This window comes from Streptomyces sp. NPDC053426 (genome assembly GCF_055585405.1).
On record NZ_JBVJKE010000005.1, the window covers coordinates 365,934 to 386,046 of the forward strand.

A 20,113-nucleotide genomic window follows, 5' to 3' on the forward strand; every position below is an offset into this window, starting at 1 on the left:
ATGCAGGGGCAGGGCGCTCGTTCACGTCAGGTCAAGAGCCGACAAGCTGGCGAAGCACGTACTGCAGGATGCCGCCGTTGCGGTAGTAGTCGGCCTCACCGGGGGTGTCGATGCGGACGACCGCGTCGAACTCGACGCCCGTGTCGGTGGTGACCTTCACCGTGCGCGGGGTGGTGCCGTCGTTCAGCTCGGTGACGCCGGAGACGGAGAGGGTCTCCTCGCCGGTCAGGCCGAGGGACTCGGCGGTGTGGCCCTCCGGGAACTGGAGCGGCAGGACGCCCATGCCGATGAGGTTCGAGCGGTGGATGCGCTCGTAGGACTCGGCGATGACGGCCTTGACGCCGAGCAGCGCGGTGCCCTTGGCGGCCCAGTCGCGGGACGAGCCGGAGCCGTACTCCTTGCCGGCCAGGACGACCAGCGGGATGCCCTGCTCGATGTAGTTGCGGGAGGCGTCGTAGATGAACGACACCGGGCCGTCCGCCTGCGTGAAGTCGCGGGTGTAGCCGCCCTCGGTGCCCGGCGCGATCTGGTTGCGCAGGCGGATGTTGGCGAACGTGCCGCGGATCATGACCTCGTGGTTGCCGCGGCGCGAGCCGTAGCTGTTGAAGTCGCGGCGCTCGATGCCGTGCTCCGTGAGGTACTTGCCGGCCGGGGTGTCGGCCTTGATGGCGCCGGCCGGGGAGATGTGGTCGGTGGTGACCGAGTCGCCCAGCTTGGCGAGCACACGGGCGCCGGCGATGTCCTCGACCGGGGCCGGCTCCATGCCCATGCCCTCGAAGTACGGGGGCTTGCGCACGTAGGTGGACTCGCCGTCCCACTCGAAGGTGTCGCCGGTCGGGATGGGCAGCGCCTGCCACTGGGCGTCACCGGCGAAGACGTCGGCGTAGGACTTGGAGAACATGTCCTCGCCGATCGCGTTGGCGACGACGTCGTTGACCTCGGCCTCGGAGGGCCAGATGTCCTTCAGGAAGACCGGGTTGTTGTCCTGGTCGTACCCGAGGGCCTCGCGGGTGATGTCCACCTTCATGGAACCGGCGATCGCGTAGGCGACCACCAGCGGCGGGGACGCCAGGTAGTTCATCTTGACGTCGGGGTTGATCCGGCCCTCGAAGTTGCGGTTGCCGGAGAGCACCGAGGTGACCGCGAGGTCGTGCTCGTTGACCGCCTTGGAGACCTCCTCCGGCAGCGGGCCGGAGTTGCCGATGCAGGTGGTGCAGCCGTAACCGACCAGGTTGAAGCCGACCTTGTCGAGGTACGGGGTCAGGCCCGCCTTCTCGAAGTAGTCGGTGACGACCTTGGAGCCCGGGGCGAGGGTGGTCTTGACCCACGGCTTGCGGGTCAGGCCCTTCTCCACCGCCTTCTTGGCCACCAGGGCGGCGGCGACCATGACGTACGGGTTGGAGGTGTTGGTGCAGGAGGTGATCGCGGCGACGGTCACGGCGCCGTGGTCGAGCGTGTAGGTCGTGCCGTCGGCGGCGGTGACCTCGACCGGGTGGGAGGGGGCGCCGTTGGAGATGGCCGGGGCGTCGGAGGCCGGGAAGGACTCCTTGCTCGCCTCGTCGACGTCGCCGCCGTCCTTGACGTAGTTGCGCACGTCCTGGGCGAACTGGGCCTTGGCGTCGGCGAGGACGATGCGGTCCTGCGGGCGCTTGGGACCGGCGATGGAGGGCACGACCGTGGAGAGGTCGAGCTCCAGCTTCTCGGAGAAGTCCGGCTCGGCCTGCGGGTCCAGCCAGAGGCCCTGCTCCTTGGCGTACGCCTCGACCAGCGCGACCTGCTGGTCGCTGCGGCCGGTCAGGCGCATGTAGTTCAGGGTCTCGTCGTCGATCGGGAAGATCGCGGCGGTGGAGCCGAACTCCGGCGACATGTTGCCGATGGTGGCGCGGTTGGCGAGGCTCGTGGCCGCCACGCCCTCGCCGTAGAACTCGACGAACTTGCCGACGACGCCGTGCTTGCGCAGCATCTCGGTGATGGTGAGCACGAGGTCGGTGGCGGTGGTGCCGGGCTTGAGCTCGCCGGTGAGCTTGAAGCCGACGACGCGCGGGATCAGCATGGAGACCGGCTGGCCGAGCATGGCGGCCTCGGCCTCGATGCCGCCGACGCCCCAGCCGAGGACGCCGAGGCCGTTGACCATGGTGGTGTGCGAGTCGGTGCCGACCAGGGTGTCGGGGTAGGCCTTGCCGTCACGGACCATGACGACACGGGCCAGGTGCTCGATGTTCACCTGGTGGACGATGCCGGTGCCGGGCGGGACGACCTTGAAGTCGTCGAAGGCGGTCTGGCCCCAGCGCAGGAACTGGTAGCGCTCGCGGTTGCGGCCGTACTCCAGGTCGACGTTCTGCTTGAAGGCGTCGTTGGTGCCGAACTTGTCGGCGATGACGGAGTGGTCGATGACCATCTCGGCCGGGGAGAGCGGGTTGATCTTGTTCGGGTCGCCGCCCAGCTCCTTGACGGCCTCACGCATGGTGGCGAGGTCCACGACGCAGGGCACGCCGGTGAAGTCCTGCATGATCACGCGGGCCGGCGTGAACTGGATCTCCTGCGACGGCTGGGCCTGGGAGTCCCAGCCGCCCAGGGCGCGGATGTGGTCGGCGGTGATGTTCGCGCCGTCCTCGGTGCGGAGCAGGTTCTCCAGCAGCACCTTCAGGCTGTAGGGAAGGCGCGCGGAGCCCTCGACCTTGTCCAGCCGGAAGATCTCGTACGACTCGTCGCCCACCTGCAGCGTGCTGCGGGCGTCGAAGCTGTTCGCCGACACGACAGTCTCCTTCATTGATGTGCGCGTACCACCGCATCCTGCCGCCACGCCGCCCTGGCCTATCCGCTAAGGTAAGGCTAAGTTAGGTAGCCCTTACCAGGGTGGCGGCTGCGGTGCGCCTCGGCAGATATCTCGATGTCGAGATAACTCTAGTACACAAGGGCCGAATGGTCATGCCCGGGCCCGGCCCGCCCGGCCCGGCGCGCCCGGCTCGCCGGACTCGGCCCGGTGCGCCACCCCCACCCTCCGCCGCCCCGCGGTCCGGCGCCATCTTTGCGCCCGGACGGGGTAACCGACTGAGACGGAGTCAGTTCGGGACGGGAAGGAAAGGGCACAGGAATGCCGCTCACGTTTCGCAAGAGCTTTCGGATCCTCCCGGGGGTACGGCTGAACATCAACAAGCGGTCGTGGTCCATCACCACCGGCGGCAGGAACGGCCCCCGGTACACCCGCAGCAGTACGGGACGTCGTACGACATCGATGGATTTGCCCGGACCTTTCGGATGGCGCCGGACCCGCCGGACCCGCCGCACCAGGGGATACTGACGTCACATCACCCGACCATCACCCGAACGGACCCCCCAAGAGGTGCCATCTCATATCTGAGATAACCTCATCCTCATGTCAGACGACTACCTCGTACGCATCGGCAAGCTCATCCGTGACGCCCGGCAGCACCGCGGGTGGACACAGGCCCAGCTCGCCGAGGCGCTCAACACCAGCCAGAGCGCCGTCAATCGGATCGAGCGCGGCAACCAGAACATCAGCCTTGAGATGATCGCCCGGATCGGCGAGGCCCTGGACAGCGAGATCGTCTCGCTGGGCTACGCCGGGCCGATGCACCTGCGCGTGGTGGGCGGCCGCCGGCTCTCCGGCGCCATCGACGTCAAGACGAGCAAGAACGCGTGCGTGGCACTGCTGTGCGCCTCGCTGCTCAACAAGGGGCGCACCGTGCTGCGCCGCGTCGCCCGCATCGAGGAGGTCTACCGCCTCCTGGAGGTGCTGAACTCCATCGGCGTACGCACCCGCTGGATCAACGACGGCGTCGACCTGGAGATCGTGCCGCCGGCCGAGCTGGACCTCGCGTCCATCGACGCGGACGCCGCCCGTCGCACCCGCTCCATCATCATGTTCCTCGGCCCGCTGCTGCACCGCCTGGACCGCTTCATGCTGCCGTACGCCGGCGGCTGCGACCTCGGGACGCGCACCGTCGAGCCGCACATGATCGCGCTGCGCCGGTTCGGCCTGGACATCGCCGCGACGGAGGGCCAGTACCACGCGGTGGTCGACCGCTCCGTCGCCCCCGGCCGCCCGATCGTGCTGACCGAGCGCGGGGACACCGTCACCGAGAACGCGCTGCTCGCCGCCGCCCGGCACGACGGCACCACCGTCATCCGCAACGCGTCCTCCAACTACATGGTCCAGGACCTGTGCTTCTTCCTGGAGGCGCTGGGCGTCAAGGTCGACGGCATCGGCACCACCACGCTCACCGTGCACGGCGTGCCCACCATCGACGCCGACGTGGACTACTCCCCCTCCGAGGACCCGGTCGAGGCGATGAGCCTGGTGGCCGCGGCCGTGGTGACGGAGTCGGAACTGACGGTCCGCCGGGTCCCCATCGAGTTCCTGGAGATCGAGCTGGCGGTCCTGGAGGAGATGGGCCTCGACCACGACCGCACGCCGGAGTACTTCGCCGACAACGGCCGTACGCGCCTGGTGGACCTCACCGTCCGCCCCTCCAAGCTGGAGGCGCCGATCGACAAGATCCACCCGATGCCGTTCCCGGGCCTGAACATCGACAACGTCCCGTTCTTCGCGGCGATCGCGGCGGTGGCCCAGGGTCAGACCCTCATCCACGACTGGGTCTACGACAACCGCGCCATCTACCTGACCGACCTCAACCGCCTCGGCGGCCGCCTCCAGCTCCTCGACCCGCACCGCGTCCTGGTCGAGGGCCCGACCCGCTGGCGCGCCGCCGAGATGATGTGCCCGCCGGCGCTGCGCCCGGCCGTGGTGGTCCTGCTGGCGATGATGGCGGCGGAGGGCACGTCGGTCCTGCGCAACGTGTACGTCATCAACCGCGGGTACGAGGACCTGGCGGAGCGGCTGAACTCGATCGGGGCGCAGATCGAGATCTTCCGGGACATCTGAAAGCTCTAAGAAAAGGTAGCGCGAATCCCCTTCTGACCTGCACGTATGCCAGCCAGGAGGGGACTCGGCTTCGTCTGTGGGACTTCTCAGGAACTTTTGGGCCAAGTCGGGAGACTGCCGGTCTCAGGAACCGGGGGACGGATTGCCCGTCACTGCGTGTGGTGGGTTCCCGGACGGGTGTCGACCTGAGCAACTCATGGACGAGGACAGGTCGGGCCGGGTTCTCGGCTTACTGCCTTGCCGTCACGCTCAGACACCCGGCCAAACGGACACGCCACCGGCGAATCCACCTGACCAAGCACTACCAGGGCCGGTTCGGCGGCTCGATCCCCTGGCTCGTCGGGACGTGGGCACGCCACCACGTGGCCGAGCAGGTCGCGCGGAGACGGTGCGGTGCCCGCGCCCCATGCGCTCCACGAGGCATGGGAGGCTGGGCGGTTCGCCGGAGGCGCATAATGATCAATTCGAAGCGACCCACGCCCGGCGTGCGGACGACCGAGTGGGGCGATGAGCGATGTGGCCGCGAGTCGACGGCATACGCGCGATGGAACTCGGTACCCCGGACGAACTGCGGGTTCGGCTGAACTCCCTGGTCCTGGCCGGACGGAAGACCGTCACGACGGGGCTTCTGGACGAGTACGTCGAGGAGACCGAGGGCCTCGAATTCGTCGGCGAGCGGATGGCCCTCCTCGACAACGACGGCCGCGCGATCGCCACCGTAGAGATCACGGGGATGGAGCAGACGTCTTTCACCGAGGTCACGTGGGAACACGCTGCCGCCGAGGACGAGGGCGATGCCTCCCTCGATGAGTGGCGCGACGGCCACCGCCGCTTCTGGGAGCGCGAAGGCATGCCGGTCGAGGACGACACTCCCGTCGTGTGCCTCGCCTTCCGCGTCGTGGCGGCTTCCTGACCACCTCGGGGCCACCCGGGCCGGACAGCTTCCCCGGACGAAGGCGCAGACGCGGGGGCCGGGGGCGGCATGCTCCTGGCGGGCGGCGGCCACAGCGGTGGGAGAACAGCCGATACCGAGGGCGGGCCGGCCCGCCACGCCGCCGCCAGCCGTGCCCTGCCGTGTCCGCCGGCGTTGCGGCGGGCACGGGTACCGGACGGTCACCTGATGCCGGGAGGAACCGGGCTACAAGGGTATGTAGGCCAGGTCGCACTCGATGCGTCGCCGCTGCCGGGCCGCCGTGAGCCAGGGGTGGTCTGCCCGGACGACAGCGCTGAATCCCTCCATGGCCGTGCGTTGCAGCTCGTCGGCCTCGGCGCCCCGGCCCAGCCCTCGGAGGTCGAGGGCGAGGTTGGTAGTGCAGGACAGCGTCAACGGGTGTCGTTCGCCCGCGACCTCGGCCAGCAGCCGCAGGTTGACCTCATCGATCTCGCGCGCCCGCTCGAACTCCAGGTTCGTGTAGGCGGTGTTGGACCTGCCGATCGCGAGGGTCAGCGTCGCCGTGTGGCGGGGACCCAGTGTCGTCTCCAGCCGGTGTGAGACGTCGTCCTCCATTTCCCGGGCCTGGTCGACGAGGCCGAGCGCACGCATACCGGCCGCCAGATGGGCTCGCGCCACCAGGGTGCACAGGTGATCCTCACCCAAGCGTGCGGCGAGGCGCTGTGCGGTCGTCTCGTCCAGTCGGCGGGACCGGTCGAGGTCTCCGGCGAGACGTCTGTCGACGGCCGCGCCGATCGCGGCCGAGAGCGACTCAGGGTGATCGGGGCCGTAGCGGTCGGTGCAGCGTCCCAGTGTCTCCTCGGAGAGCAGGGCGGCCTCGGCGAGTGCGCCGTCCCGACGCCGGCAGACCGCGAGGTGGCCGGCGGTGCGCAGGGCGAGCGGGTGTTCCTCGCCGAGTTCGGAGCGCGCCCAGCGGTAGAGGCCCTCCTGGAAGGCGCGGGCGCCGGGGTAGTCGCCGCTCTCCCGCATGTCGGCGGCGACCGCGTTGAGGCTCTCGAAGGTGAGGGGGTCGCTGGACCGGAAGAGCAGTCCGCATCGCCGGGCGTTCTCCTGGTCCAACGGCAGGGCTTGGGCGTACTGTCCGCACAGCCGCAGGCCGATGCCCCAGTCGTGGGTGGCCCGCAGCGCGAGGGGAGCCTCGTCGCCGAACAGGGACCGGGCCAGTTCGGTGGCCTCCTCACCGAGGTCCCGTGCCTCCCGGAACCGGCCCTGGTGGCGCCGGGTGTCGGCCAGTTCGCACAGGGAGTCGACCAGTTCCTCGGAGTCCGCCGCGATCCGGCGCGACACCTCCAGCGCGTTCTCGGTGAGCGGCGCAGACTCGGCGATCCGGCCGGCCCGCCGCAGCAGCATCGCGTAGGTCTTCGTCATGCGTACGACCTCGCCGTTCTCCTCGCCGGAGGCCGTCGGCCAGGCGGTCCGGGCCTGCTCACCGAGGGCGGTGGCACCCTTGAGGTCACCGCGGTGGTGCAGGAACCGCACGGTGTCGTGGACGAAGGCCCGAACCCGCGGGTCGGTGCTGGTCACCGCCTGCGAGGCGAGTAGGTGTGGCAGCAATGACCGGTAGGCGGGCCATTCCTGCGGCGTGGCGTAGTGGCCGGGCCTGGCCGCCGCCAGCAGCCGGTGAGCGGTCTCGCGCGTCCGCTCGCGCTGCTCGGTGGTCATCCGGGCCAGCAGCAGCGTGTGCAGGAGCCGGTGCAGCCGCAGGGTGTGGGTCCGATGGTCGACCTTGACCAGGGCGAGCCTGCCCAGTGCGCGGACGGCACGGACCTGCCCCACCGGGTCGCCCGGCCGGTCGTCCTCCGGCGTGGCGCCGACGGGCCGGCCCGCGTGCAGCAGGCCCAGCGGGATCGGTTCGGGAGCCATGACCGCGCAGCGGTCGAGCAGCCGACGCGCGTCCGGGTGCGTCTCCCCGAGCCACTCCAGTGACGCGTTCCAGGCCGCGGCCGGGGCGGATGGCCGGTCGGGATCCGGATCGAGCGCACCGACGGCCACGAGGTGCCGCTGGAACAGCCCGAGGTAGACGTCAGCCCCCAGCCCGGTGTCCTCCAGCCAGGCGCCCGCCTGTTCCAGGGCGAGGGGCTGATCGCCCAGGGCCTCGGCGAGGCGGTCGGCGTCCTCGGCCGGGAGTGCGGGCACGTGGTTCCGGAGCAGTGCGACCGACTCCTCGCGCTCGAAGACGCTCAACGTCACCGGGGCGGCCACCCGCTCCCACTCGCGGTCACGGGAGGTGACGAGTACCTTTCCGCGTCCGTCGGCGGGCAGGTGACGGCGTACCGCCTCGACGTCCTCGGCGTTGTCGAAGACCAGCAGCCAACGGTGGTACGGAGTGCCGGTGCGCAGTGCCCGGAGCACGGCGGGCACGGTCGAGTCGACGGAAAGAGCGCCGCGGTCCGCCTCGTCGACACCCAGCACGGCCGCCAGATCGGCGAAAGCCGTCAGGACGAGGCCGTCCCGCTGGGCAGGGATCCAGCAGACGAGGTCGTATTCGGGCAGATGCCGGTAGACGTATTCGAGGGCCAGCTCGGAGGTGCCCACGGCACCGGACCCGTGGACGGCGTCCGGGAGCAGGCACACGGTGTCCTGCGTCGCGAGCCGGTCCGCCAGCGCCCGGAGCTGGGCCGCCCGGCCCACGAACCCCAGGTTCCGCAGGGGGATGTTCACCGTGACGGCGGGCGCCGGTGACCGCTCGGTCTCCTCGGTGCCCGACGACATCACCGCGGCCTCGTCGGCCGGCTCCCCAAGCTCCGAGAACGCGTCCGTACGGAGTCGCTCCGCGGGCGGCGGTGAACCCACGACCGCCCCTGCCGCCGCCCCCGCGACTGCGTCGGTGGCACCGGCGGCCTGGATCCGGCGGGCCCGCTGCGCGTGTACGCCTCCCAGCGCCCGCATCACCGCGAGTTCCGACTGGCGCCATCCCCGGGCGCCCGGATCGGGCAGCGCGGCTCCCGACGGGTCGTACAGGGCCGCGCGCAAGGCGGCCCCCTGCTCTCCTGCCGCGGGAAGTTCTGCGAGGGTGCCGACGACTCTGGCCAGTTGCGTGCGCGTCGTCGTGGCGAGCAACGCCTGGCGCACACCGTCGGCGAACTCGGGCCGACCCGCGTCGGCGTCGTTCCAGTCGATCAGCCCGCCCATGAGGATCTCCGCAAGGTGCTCCGCCGTGGTGTCCGGCATCATCCGGCCGCGCAGCTGCTGGATCAGGTCGAACTCGAAAGGGACCGCCGCCAGGTGGGCGGCGAGCCGGCGGGCGGACGGCGTAGCCAGTGTGAGGAAGGTGCGCACGGCGTCGTGCGCGGCGCGGGGGAACCGCGGGGGCCGCAGCCCGGGAGCGGGTTTCCCCTTGTGCAGCGATCCGGCCACGACAGCGGGAAGGGCACGGCGTACGCCCCGTTCCCCGACGACCAGGTCGGCCCATGCAGCAAGGGAACCGGGCTTCATGGACAGGACGGGTACGACCAGGGCCTCGCCGCCGACCTGCGGCAGAGGCCGTAGCGGATCCGGTCCGCTGGGCGGCGGTCCGAGGAAAAGGCCCCGGTTCGTGGCGCCGAATCCCCCTGATTCCAGAACCGCGTCATGAGGATGAAGGGAGGAGCGGCGCCGCAGGTGCGGAGGCAGCAGGTGGAGCAGGGCGGTGGGGCCCGCGTGGCCCAGGAGCCGGAGCAGGTGGTCGGCGGACGGAGCGGCCCAGCCGGGTCCGAGGCCGTCGGTGACGATCAGGAACATCCGGTCCTGCCTGCCGTTGACGATCTCCCCCAGGTCCGCGGTCCTTCCTGCCGCGCTCCAGCGCAGCGTCGGTGCGCCGGCCCCGGGCACGTTCAGTCGGACGGTGCGCAGGGAGCGGAAGGCCCCGCTGTGCTCGGCGGCGGTCGACAGGGCAGCCGTCTCCTGCTGCCAGATGGCCATCGTGGGGCCGTCATCGACGAGGACGACCAGGTGGAAGGCCCTGGCCCGTCCCGGCCTGAGCGACGGTATCCACAGCTCGTCGGCGACCATCCGCTCGGCGGTGAGTTCCTCGTCCAGCAGCAGCTCGTGGCGGGACTCCACCCGTCGCCCGAGCCGGTGCAAGGAGCGGGACAACAGCGCGGAACGCCGGGCCGGCCGATCGGACTCCGAGAACCCCGCTCCGGGCAGGAGGGGGGACTCGACGAGGAGGGGGCCCCGGCCTTCCGGGGCGAGGACCGGCCTGGTGGGCGCGGCGCCGGGAGCGGAGTCGTCGCTCACGGGCTGCCGCCCGGCATCGGGCGGCGGGACGGCGGCCGGCGGCGGCGCGTCGGCCGCCCAGTCGTCGTCCACCGGCGCGGACGATTCCGGAGCGGTGCGCCCGGCACGGCTCCACTGGGCGGCCAGCCAGAGGGCGTCGGCCAGCTCGTGCCAGTGCGGAGCGGCACCCGGCAGGTCCCCCTCGGAAGGCGCCGGCTGCCCAAGCGGCTGCTCGGCGGCTGCCGCCCCGGCCGGTTCCTCTTCCTCCGGACCTGGCGCGCGCTCGCGTGGAAGGCCGTTCATTCATCGGCCTTTCGTCAGGTCCCGCAGCAGCATCTCGACGAGATGGCGTCGCGTGCCGTCTCCTTGGAGGGCGCCTTCCGTGGTCAGTTGGACCGCGTTGAGCAACTGGTCCAACGAGTGCGTCCCACCCGACCGGACCCGTTGGACGAAGAGGTCGATCAGGTCCTCGGCGTCCGACGGCAGTGCCCTGAAGTGGCTCTCCACCATGGCGAGCAGCTGCTCCCGGGAGGGAGTCCTCATCTCCAGGGGGAGGCAGCGCCGGCGGAAGGCCGCCGGGAACTCGCGCTCGCCGTTGCTGGTGATCACCACGACGGGGAATTCCCGGCACTCGACCCGCCCGTTCCTCACCTCGGCGTGCAGCCCCGGGTCGCTGGTGTGCACCCGCGCGAGGGCGTCCGGATGGCGCACCAGTTCCGGAATCTCGTAACTGCCGTTCTCCAGCACGTGCAACAGGTCGTTGGGCAGGTCGATATCGCTCTTGTCGAGTTCGTCGACGAGCAGGACACGCGGGCGTCCGTAGGGCAGGAGTGCGGTTCCCAACGGCCCCAGGGTGATGAAGTCGCCCAGAGCCGGCAGCGACTGGCCGTCGTCGCCCGGATCGGGCCCCGCGGGTCCCAGGGGCAGCTGGTGGCCGGCCCGCCAGGCGGCGATGGCCTGAGCACGGCCCAGGGCGTCGTGCTCGTACAGGCCGCCGCGCAGAGTGGTGCGGCTGACGATGCTCCACTCCAGCACCCGTCCAAGACCCAGTTCACGGGCGATCAGGTAGCCCAGAGTGGACTTGCCGACCCCGGGCGGGCCGGTGACGAGCAGGGGGCGGCGCAGCAGGAGGGCCGCGTTGACGACGTCGATGGTCTCCTCGTCGAGCTGTGACACGGGGTCCACATGCCCGAGACGGCGGCGTGCGGCCTCCTCGTCGTCAGGAGGCGAAGGAAGCAGCGGCCCGCCGCGGAACCTGCGCCAGGGCGGTGCGTCCGGCAGGACGCGAGCCGGGCCGGCAGGGGCGGAGCCGGTGGCGTGGAACACCCGCCAGGCCCGCCCGTCCGTCGATGTCGTCCCGCTCATGCCTCGCTCTCCTCGCTGTCGATGATGTCCATGTCGACGCCCGCCTCGGTCTCGTAGATATCGACGAGCCGGTTGGGATCGTCCCAGAAGAAGGCGATGCTCCTGCCCATCAGGAGCGGGCCGTCACGGCGGAGTTCGGCCTGCCGTCTGAGGCGGTGAATGGCCACGGGGACCTGGGCGGGCGTCGGGACGGCGGCGAAGACGGCCGTGACCACCTCCCTGCGCTCGGGTGGGAAATGCCCCCGGCGGTCCCAGAGCGCGACTCCGATGCCCTCCGCGATGGCCGCCTTGAGAGCGGCCATCGCGGAGGGCGAGCCCGGTGCGTCGAGTACGGCCGCGGTGTGACTGGGCTCGCTTGCCAGACCGGCTTGCCATTCGTCCTGTCGCCGGGCGTCGGCCTCCTGCCATTCGTACACACTGACTCCGTGCGTCTGCAGGGCGCGCCACCGTTCGCGCCACTGGCGCCGCACCAGGACGTCGTCAGTGCGCATGCGCTCCAGGCTGCGCAGGTGCACGCCGTACTCCACCCCGAGGGGCAGCGGCCTGCCGCCTCCGGTACGGAACGCCAGCCCGGCCACATCGTGGTTGAGCAGGTCGTACGGAAGGACGAACTCGACGTACGGCGGCGGTGACGCGAAGCCGGTGGACGGCTCCTGCGAGAGGGGTGAAAGGCGTGCCATGTGTCGCAGCGCCAGTTCGACCGCCGGGCCGAGGCCGTCGAGGGTGGTCGTCACCGGCTCGGCGGGCAGGGGGTTCCAGCGACCGGGGACCGTGTTGACCCAGGGGCGGACGACGACATCTCCCGTGCCGTCACGGGCGGGCTCGACCGCCAGGAGGAGGCACCGGGGGATGGAGGGGTCGCCCCGGGTGCCGGCGCGAACGGTCCGCCGGTGTTCGAGTTCACGGAGCAGGCCAGTCCGGCTCGCCCAGTCCTCCGCCCAGGCGGACAGGGCCCCGCGGCGGTCCGGGGAACGCACCGACGCAGCCGCGTGCTCCATGAGCAGGACGGCGGGGGGCAGACCGTCGGGCTGCGTGTTCCACTCCAGCAGGAGGGACAGGAGTTGTGCGGGGGACAGACCGGTGGGGAGGTCGAGGCCCGTCTCACCCGCGAGCCCGTCGCGAAGGCCGGTCCACGACAACTCGTCCATCACCTCGTCCAGGAGGGCACGGGCGGTCGCCACGTCTCGGGGGAACAAGGGTCCGTACCGGTGCGGCGCCGGGTCGGCCGGACCGGCCACGGGCTCGATCAGCCGATCCAATGCGTCCGCGGTCGCTGTTCCCTCGAAGACCTGCACCACCGACACGAGCACCCGCTCGCCCCCGGGCACGCTCAACGCGGTCCGGACCAGCGAGACGACGTCCTCACGCAACTTCATGCCGCGGAGGTCGATGCCGACGCCCAGCTGCTGCGCGAGCACCTCGGCGAACATCCGCCGTCCCGGTGCGTCCTCCAGACATGGAAGGTCGCCCAGTGCCTCGGCCAGACCGGACAGCAGGGCCAGACCCGTCCTGCTCTCGAACTCCTCCATGCTGCCGACGACTTCACCGACCTTCCCCGCGGAGCCGGTACACCTGTCCGGCGAGTGAAGCTAGCACGCCGGCCGCGAGCCGACAGGCGACTTGCCGACATCCGGTGCGCAGCGGCGCCTCCGGGCGGAAGCGGTCAGGCACGGTTCGCCGCCGCCCGACGGCGCCGCAGGGCCTCGGACAGTCCCGCGTTCGCGGCCCAGGTACCGGTCCAGGCCGCCAGGGCGGAGCGGTGTTCCGGCGATGGGGCGAGCCTGGCCGCGCACTCGACGAGCAGCACGGCGGGGGGCAGGCCGTCCGGTTGTGCGGTCAGCTCCAGCGTGTACGCGAAGAGCTGCTCGGGGGAAAGGCCGACGGGCAGGCGGAGACCGCTCAGGTCGTGGACGAGTACGTCTCGCAGGCGGGCCGCGGGCAGTTCGGCGGTGGCTGCCCGCAGGAGGGCCCGTGCCCCGTCCTCCTCCGGGGCCGAGAGCATCCTGGGGACCGGGGGGTCGGGTGCGGCGGTGATCCGGCGTGCAACCTCGTCGGCCGCCGGCACCCCCTCAAGGATCCGCACCACGTCGGCCAGGGTGTGTCCCCCGCCCGCCGTACTCAGCGCTGCATGCACCAGGGCCACGACGTCCTCACGCTGCCTGACACCCAGTACCTCCACCGGGCGGCCCAGCAGGTCACCCAGCAGAGCGGCGAACTGCGCCCGTTCTTCCACGCCCTGCGTGCACGTCAGTTCGCACAGGGCGGTGACCAGGTCCGCCACAAGCGCGAGGGAGTCCTGTGCGCGTCCCGGTCCGCCCGTCTCCGTCCGTGACACGTCCGGAGGCGGGCCGCCGGTTTCGTCGAACAGTCGCTGCACCTCGCGACCGGGCGCATCCCCTTCGAAGATCCGTACGGCGGCGACGAGGAGGTTCTCCCCGCCCGCCACCGCCAACGCGGCGCGCACCAGAGCCACGACGTCCTCGCGCTGCCTCAGGCCCCGCAGGTGGATCGGGCGGCCCAGCTGATCCGCGAGGACACGAGCGAACAACGCCCGGCCCCGGGCCTCCTTCATGCACGTCAAGGCGCACAGGACTTCGGTCAGGCGCAGCAACAGGCTCAGTCCTCGGGCGCGTGCGAGGATTTCCCCGCGGGCGGAGTCGATGATCCGCTCCGGTGCCGAGCCGCACTGCGCCCATACGACGGCGGTGGAGGCACCGACCCTGACGGCCTGTCCATCCACCCGGATCGGCGGAAGGACCTCACCGCGCAGACGTACGGCGAGGTTCGTGGCTCCGGACCGGTCCAGCCCGCCCGCGAGGACCGCGAACACGTCGCCGCCGACCCGGGCGACGGTGTCGTCGTCCCGTACGGCGTCGCGCAGCCGACGGGCCATCTCGACGAGAACGGCGTCACCGGCGGCACGACCGAACCGGTCGTTTACATTCTTCAGACCGTCGAGGGAGCAGAGGACGACGGCCAGCCCCCGCTGCTCGGTGTCCGGATCCTCCGAGGGAGCACGCAGGTGTGCGTGGTCGGGTCCGCCGTCGTCCGCACCCGGATCGGCGCACAGCAGGCCGGACAGCTGCGCACGAAGCGTGGGTTCGTCCCTCAGACCGGTGAGGGGGTCGTGCCGGCCGCGGTGGGCGGACGTCAGGTCGCGTACCGGAAGCGCCGCCCATTGCCGGGCGTAGGTGCGGGCGGTCACCAGAAGATGCCCGTACGCCCCGACGCGGCCTTGGAGTTCCGTCACCTTTCCGGGGTCCGTGACGTGGTCGAGGACGAGCAGCCAGCCGGGGTGGGACTCGAGCCACCGCAGGGCCCGGTCGGTGGCGTCGGTGCCCGCCGGGCCGGAGGCGGACTCCGGGAACAGGGCGTGCGTGATGCCCGCGACGCCGCTCTCCACACCGCCCGGCTCGCGTGCGTCGATCCACCACACCAGGGTGTGGTCCCGCAGGTGACGGTGGGCGTACTCCAGCGCGACGGTGGTCTTGTCCGACCCGGCGGGCCCGCAGAGCGCCGCCGCCCTGGAACCGCTTTGGCCGGCCAGTGTCTCTTCCACCCAGTCCACATCGCGTTGGAGGTCGGGGACCCACCGCACGGTACGGCGCTCGGGCAGGTTGTGCGTGCCCCGTGGCAACGGCTCCGTGCCCCGGCCCCCGTCCCCCGGGCCGCCTCCGCCGTACGGCTCGCCCGTGGACGCCAGCTCCGCGAGCGGATTCCCGCCCCTCGGCAGACTGAGCGTGCCCGTCCGGTCCGCGATGACCGCGGGGAAGTCCGGGGTGCGGCCGAGCCGCGGGACGATGAAGTCGCTCACCGCGTCGACCGTGCGCTGTGCCGAACCGGCCCTGACCACTGTGCGGAGCACCCCGCGGACCTCCGGCGCGAAGGCGAAAACGTCGTGGCCGTTCAGCGGAGCGTCCACATGCAGGAGGCCGCTCAGCATGACCTCGGCCAGACAGACCGGGTTGCTGTCGGGCAGGGCGGCGGCCTGGACCAGCCGCATGACGGGGAGTGTCAGCGGATCGACGGCCGCCAGGTGGCCGGCCAGTTCGTAGGCGGACGGCGAGGCCGTCGCCCGGAACGTCCGTACGCGATCAGTGGCGGTGCCGGCGGTGATGCCGGCGCAGCCGTCGCCGTCGGGCCCGGGAGGGCTCTCCGCGTCGATGACGCGCAGTGCGGCCATACCACCGTGCGAGGCGATCAGGTCGGCCCAGGGCCGCAGGCTCAGCTCCTCCAGTTCGAGCACGGGCACGGGGAGTCCGGGCCGGGGGCCCGAATCGTCCGGGAGCGGCAGCTCGTACATGGCGAGCAGACTGTTGGGCGGTGCGGGACCGGTCGTCCGGACGATCGCGGGTTCGGCCGCCAGCCCGGTCCCGTTCCACAACCGGGTCGGGAGCAGGTGGAGCACGGCGGTCGGTGCCCTGCGGGCCAGGGCGGCGAGCCGCCGGTGGGCGGATCCGTCGTACCAGTGGTCGGCGACCCCGTCGGTCACGGCCAGCACGGCAGTCGGGTCGCCGGTGAGGAGGGCGGACGCGTCGAGCGGGCTCACGCGGACGGACCGGAAGATGCCTGAGCCGGTGAGCGCGTCGGCCAGTTCACCGACCGTGTCGCGCCACACCCGCAGGGACGGGCCGTCGTCCACGGCCAGCAGGAGGTGGAGCCAGCGGTCTCGAGCGGGGCGGAGCACGGCGTCGAGGACGCCGCTGTCGGCGATGGCCTCGGCAGTGGCGGTCTCGTCCAGCTCCTGCCGGTGCGGGGACGGCACTCTTCGCTTGAGGGCGCGCAGACCCCGGACGACGCCCAGCGGATGGCGCAGGCCCCGGACTCCGGGGATGCGGAGGGGCGCGCCGGGGGCACCGCCGCCGCGGGCGCGGGTGAACGCGTGGACCGGGCGCCGGGATGCGCCCGGGGCGGCCCGGCCGGCATCCGGTTCCCGCGGCTCCGGCCGCGGGACGGAGGCGGGTGCGGGCCGGGGCACCGGAGCTGACTCCGCTGTCCCGGCCCCGGCCGGGCTCGGCGGTGTGTGCAGGGCGAGCCAGAGCGCGTCGCTCAGTTCTCTGGGCGAGAGCTCCACTCCGGCGCCGCACAGCGCGGCGTACAGGTGTGCGACCCGGAGTCCGTCCGGCTCACCGGACCCCGCCACTCCTGAGCTCACGCAGCACCGCCTCCCTGAGGTGCTCCGATTCGGGATGGACGCCCTGCTGGAGCAGGTGGACGGCGTGCAGCAGTTGGTCGGTGGCGAGGCCGCCGATGCTGCGCCGGTCGGTGAAGGTCCGGATGAGTTCCCGCACCCGCGGCCACTGTGCCTGGAGTTGCGGCAGGTCCTGGGCGAAGTGCGCCCGTACGATGTCTTCGAGCTGTTCGGGACTGGGCTCCGGCAGTTTCAGCCGGACGCAGCGGCGCAGGAAGGCCGCCGGGAACTCCCGTTCGCCGTTGCTGGTGATCACGACGAAGGGGAAGTCCCGGCAGCGGACGGCGCCCTGCCGCACCCACACCTTCTTCTGCGAGCCCTGCACATGGACGGCGACCTCGGCCTGGTCCTCGGGCAGGCGGGCCAGCTCGGGAACGGTGAACTCGCCTTCCTCCAGGACGAACAGCAGGTCGTTGGGCAGGTCCAGGTCGCTCTTGTCCAACTCGTCGATCAGCAGCAGCCGCGGTCGCCCCTCGTGCTGGGTGGCCAGCGCGGTCCCCAGGGGCCCCAGGCGTACGAAGCTGCCGATGTCGTCCGTACCGTCGCGCTGCTCGCGCAGCCGTCCGATCGCGTCGTAGCGGTAGAGGGAGTCCGTGAGCGTGGAGCGGGTGTTCACCGGCCAGACCAGGACCGGCCCGAGTCCGAGTTCCGCCGCCACGGCGTGGGCGAGCGACGACTTGCCGGTGCCGGGAGAGCCGCTGACCAGCAGGGGGCGGCGCAGCCGCAGAGCGGCGTTGACCACCTCTACCTCTTCGTCGCCGATGAGATACGGCCGCGTCCGCTCGGCCTCGCCGTCCTGCCGCGGCCGTCGCCACGGCGGGGGTTCGGGCAGCCGTACGGAGTCGTCGTACGTGCCGCCGTCGCCGCGGAAGAGCCGTTCCTGCGGGCGTCCGCTGTTCACGCGGCGCCTCCTTCCCGCCTGGTCGGGTTGGCCAGCCTCCGCCGGGGCGGCGACCAGCTCGGGTCCTCCCACAGCAGGGCCAGATGAGCGCCCATGTGCAGGGTGTCGTGCAGTGCTTCGGCGCGCTGCTGTCTGACCTGTTCACGGAGGCTGTGCGGCCAGTCGTCGTGGACGACGGCCCGCAGCGCCTCGGCCGTGTCCGGACCGTGGGCGGCCCGGTGCCACAGGACCACGGGAACGCCCAGGTAGCGGCACAGGGCCAACGTGCCGTCGCGCTGGTCGGGCGGACAGCAGGCGATGACGCAGGCGATCTCGCTCCGCTTCGACAGGGTGCCGTTCGCCGAGTGCAGCTCGTGCAGGACGTAGGGTTCCGCCACGGTGCTGCGGCCGTGCTCCCAGCGGGTCTTCCGGGCACCACTGCGCGATACGTTCTGCCCGCGCAGAACCACCGCCCGGTCCAGCCCGATGGGGCGCGTCCCCAGGGATCCCGCGCGGGTCGGCAGGCGATCCACCGCCAGGTGGAAGAAGCCTTCCTCCAGCAGGAACTCCACGCCTGTCGAATCCTCGTACTGGTCGAGGTCGTCGACGGCGTCGGAGAGCGCGGCACACAGTTCGTCGCGGTCGCGTAGGGCGTCCCCGTCCGTCCAGGTCCTCGCCGGCTCCTCGTGCGCGTCGTGGTCGTAGAGGCGGATGTCGTAGTGGAAGGCGTCGGCGTCGGGCTGCGGCCACAGCCACACCCGCAGCACCGGCCGTGCGGTCCGGGAGGCGGCACGGGACTTGGCGGACCAGCGGCACTGCGCCATGGCGTCCGGGCTGACGCCCAGGCGGGTGATGACGCTCTGCGACCATTCCCGCAGGAGGTCCCCGCCGTCCCGCCGGGACGCGGCCACCTCCTCGATCACCTGGATCAGAGGCGGCACGACGCCGGGTTCGCTCGCGCGGTCCTCCAAGTCCTCCACCAGCGCCCCGACGCCGGCCTGCCCTGCATGGGTGAACGACAGGTGCGGCACGGCACGGCGGGCCGCCGCGCACGTCTCCGGATACGCGGCCGGGCCGAGCAGGTCCTCGAGGTCGTCGTATTCCTCCTGAGTGAGCAGGCGCACGGGGCCGAGCTTCGCGGCGGCCTCCCGGACCCGCAGGGCCACTGCCTCGAACGAGGTGAGCGTACTGAGCAGGGCCGGTATCCCCCGGGGGTGGCCCAGGGCCGCATCGGCGAGTTCAGCACCGGTTCCCGGGGTCCAAGAGAGGCCGAGGGCGTTGCCGACGCGGACGGCGCAACGCTCCAGCTTGCCGTCGGGGAGTCCGTCGAGGGCATCGGCCATCTCACGGCGCCGGGCTCGTGTCCTGGGGTCGGACGGTGCCGTAGTCCCTGCAGGGAATACACCCGTGGAGTGGAGCAGCTCCACCATCCGGGATGCCTTGATGGCATACGAGCGGGGTCGGTCGGGTTCGGTGGACACCACCAGGCCCGTCACGCAGCCGCGTTCCCGGTCCCACAGGGGTGCTCCGCTATGACCCGGCTCGATCTCCAGCGGAGCGTAGCCCGGGTCCAGCATGTACCAGGGCCCCATGCTCGCCTGCACATAGACGTCCACGAGCGAGCGTGGAGCCCCGTTGGCGTACCAGGTCGACAGCCACCGGCCGGGTGTTTCGCGCACGGGCGCCGGGCTGAGCCCCGGGTCCCGGAGATCGACCCTCAGCAGGGCGAGGTCGCCTTCCCACCAGTGCCCGTCCGAAGGCTCGGGAGCCAGCCAGCTGACCAGTTCCACCGGGTGCTGATCGCTGCCGAGGCACGGGAAGGACACCGTGACCCAGAGCATCTCCGCCGCCGTCGGCACGGCGGACTCCCACTTGTCCCTGCCGAGAGCCGCGTTGACCACATGGGCGCAGGTCAGCAGGAACCCGTCAGCGACGACCACGCCCGCCCCCAGGCCCGTCCTGGACGCACCCCGGGCGTGGACGGTGACCCAGGCCCGGCGGACACACCCGTCCGGATCGTCGTCCTGCTGCCGGCGCACGGTTACTCCGTCGGCGCGGGGGCTTCGAGGTTCCAGGTCGCGGACACGGTGAGGCTCGCCTCGCCCTTGTTGGCGACGATGCCGAGCGTCAGGTCATTACCCACCTTGACGCCCAGGTCCACGGTGAGCTGGTGGGGCCGTCGGTCCATGGCGGACACCGTCTCGTGCACCGACTGCAGCACCGGGACCAGCGGCTGCAGGACCTGCCGCAGCGCCCCGCGGGCCGCCCGCGCCACTCGCCCGCTGCCCGCACCCGCGACGGGCACGAGCGGCGCGGAACCGGGCGTCGCACCGGCCGCGCCGGAGTCGGCCAGCGGACTGGGAAAGACTTCCAGCAGCACCGTCTGGCCGTCGTCGAAGGTGAACTCCACAAAATCCCCCATGGCCCCAACTATGCCAGTGTCCGAGGCCCTTGGCCCTGCGATCGAGAGATTCCGGTCCGGGCGCCGGAGACCGGGCCTTGAGGGTGGAACACCGACGAGGGCAGAGGTCCGCCGTCCTCCGGTGACCACGGCGCCATCGGAAGGTGTGGCTGCGCACCCTGGTTCGGTCGTTCCGTGTCCCGGCATCACGACTTGAGGCG

At 71.6% G+C, this 20,113-nt stretch carries 11 protein-coding genes; 3 read left to right on the forward strand and 8 right to left on the reverse strand.

Features of this window, described 5'->3' with window-relative positions:
- Positions 1-31 precede the first annotated feature (31 nt).
- Positions 32-2,755 (reverse strand): aconitate hydratase AcnA, encoded by a 2,724-nt coding sequence (gene acnA, locus ACZ62B_RS13355; RefSeq protein WP_344564403.1) that lies wholly within the window; start codon positions 2,753-2,755, stop codon positions 32-34.
- A gap of 339 nt (positions 2,756-3,094) precedes the next feature.
- Between acnA and ACZ62B_RS13360 the strand changes: the two genes are divergently transcribed.
- The 3 genes from ACZ62B_RS13360 (at position 3,095) to ACZ62B_RS13370 (ending at position 5,819) form a co-directional block, all read left to right on the forward strand.
- Positions 3,095-3,301, forward strand: coding sequence for a DUF4236 domain-containing protein (locus tag ACZ62B_RS13360; protein ID WP_344564401.1), 207 nt, complete (start codon positions 3,095-3,097; stop codon positions 3,299-3,301).
- Positions 3,302-3,376: 75 nt separating this feature from the next.
- A complete protein-coding gene (locus tag ACZ62B_RS13365) occupies positions 3,377-4,906 on the forward strand; it encodes a UDP-N-acetylglucosamine 1-carboxyvinyltransferase (RefSeq protein WP_344564399.1) in 1,530 nt (509 codons plus the stop codon).
- Between the two features lie 544 nt (positions 4,907-5,450).
- Entirely contained in the window at positions 5,451-5,819 is a 369-nt protein-coding gene (locus ACZ62B_RS13370; RefSeq protein WP_344564397.1) for an ASCH domain-containing protein, read from the forward strand.
- A gap of 225 nt (positions 5,820-6,044) precedes the next feature.
- Here the strand turns inward: ACZ62B_RS13370 and fxsT are convergent, their stop codons facing one another.
- The 7 genes from fxsT to ACZ62B_RS13405 form a co-directional block, all read right to left on the reverse strand.
- Positions 6,045-10,358, reverse strand: coding sequence for an FxSxx-COOH system tetratricopeptide repeat protein (fxsT, locus tag ACZ62B_RS13375; protein WP_344564395.1), 4,314 nt, complete (start codon positions 10,356-10,358; stop codon positions 6,045-6,047).
- Complete coding sequence (locus tag ACZ62B_RS13380; protein WP_344564393.1) at positions 10,359-11,420, reverse strand: MoxR family ATPase; 1,062 nt, start codon at positions 11,418-11,420, stop codon at positions 10,359-10,361.
- Positions 11,417-12,949 (reverse strand): VMAP-C domain-containing protein, encoded by a 1,533-nt coding sequence (locus tag ACZ62B_RS13385; protein ID WP_468890114.1) that lies wholly within the window; start codon positions 12,947-12,949, stop codon positions 11,417-11,419. The genes ACZ62B_RS13380 and ACZ62B_RS13385 overlap by 4 nt, the downstream gene beginning before the upstream one ends.
- 134 nt (positions 12,950-13,083) lie before the next feature.
- On the reverse strand, positions 13,084-16,575 hold the full coding sequence (locus tag ACZ62B_RS13390) for an SAV_2336 N-terminal domain-related protein (RefSeq protein WP_468890116.1): 3,492 nt from the start codon (positions 16,573-16,575) through the stop codon (positions 13,084-13,086).
- Positions 16,547-17,512: an AAA family ATPase gene (locus ACZ62B_RS13395; RefSeq protein ID WP_344564387.1), complete on the reverse strand. Its 966-nt coding sequence runs from the start codon at positions 17,510-17,512 to the stop codon at positions 16,547-16,549. The genes ACZ62B_RS13390 and ACZ62B_RS13395 overlap by 29 nt, the downstream gene beginning before the upstream one ends.
- Positions 17,509-19,530, reverse strand: coding sequence for a VMAP-C domain-containing protein (locus ACZ62B_RS13400; RefSeq protein WP_344564385.1), 2,022 nt, complete (start codon positions 19,528-19,530; stop codon positions 17,509-17,511). Before ACZ62B_RS13400 ends, ACZ62B_RS13395 begins: the two co-directional genes overlap by 4 nt.
- 2 nt (positions 19,531-19,532) lie before the next feature.
- A complete protein-coding gene (locus ACZ62B_RS13405; protein ID WP_344564383.1) occupies positions 19,533-19,913 on the reverse strand; it encodes a CU044_2847 family protein in 381 nt (126 codons plus the stop codon).
- Positions 19,914-20,113: the final 200 nt, after the last annotated feature.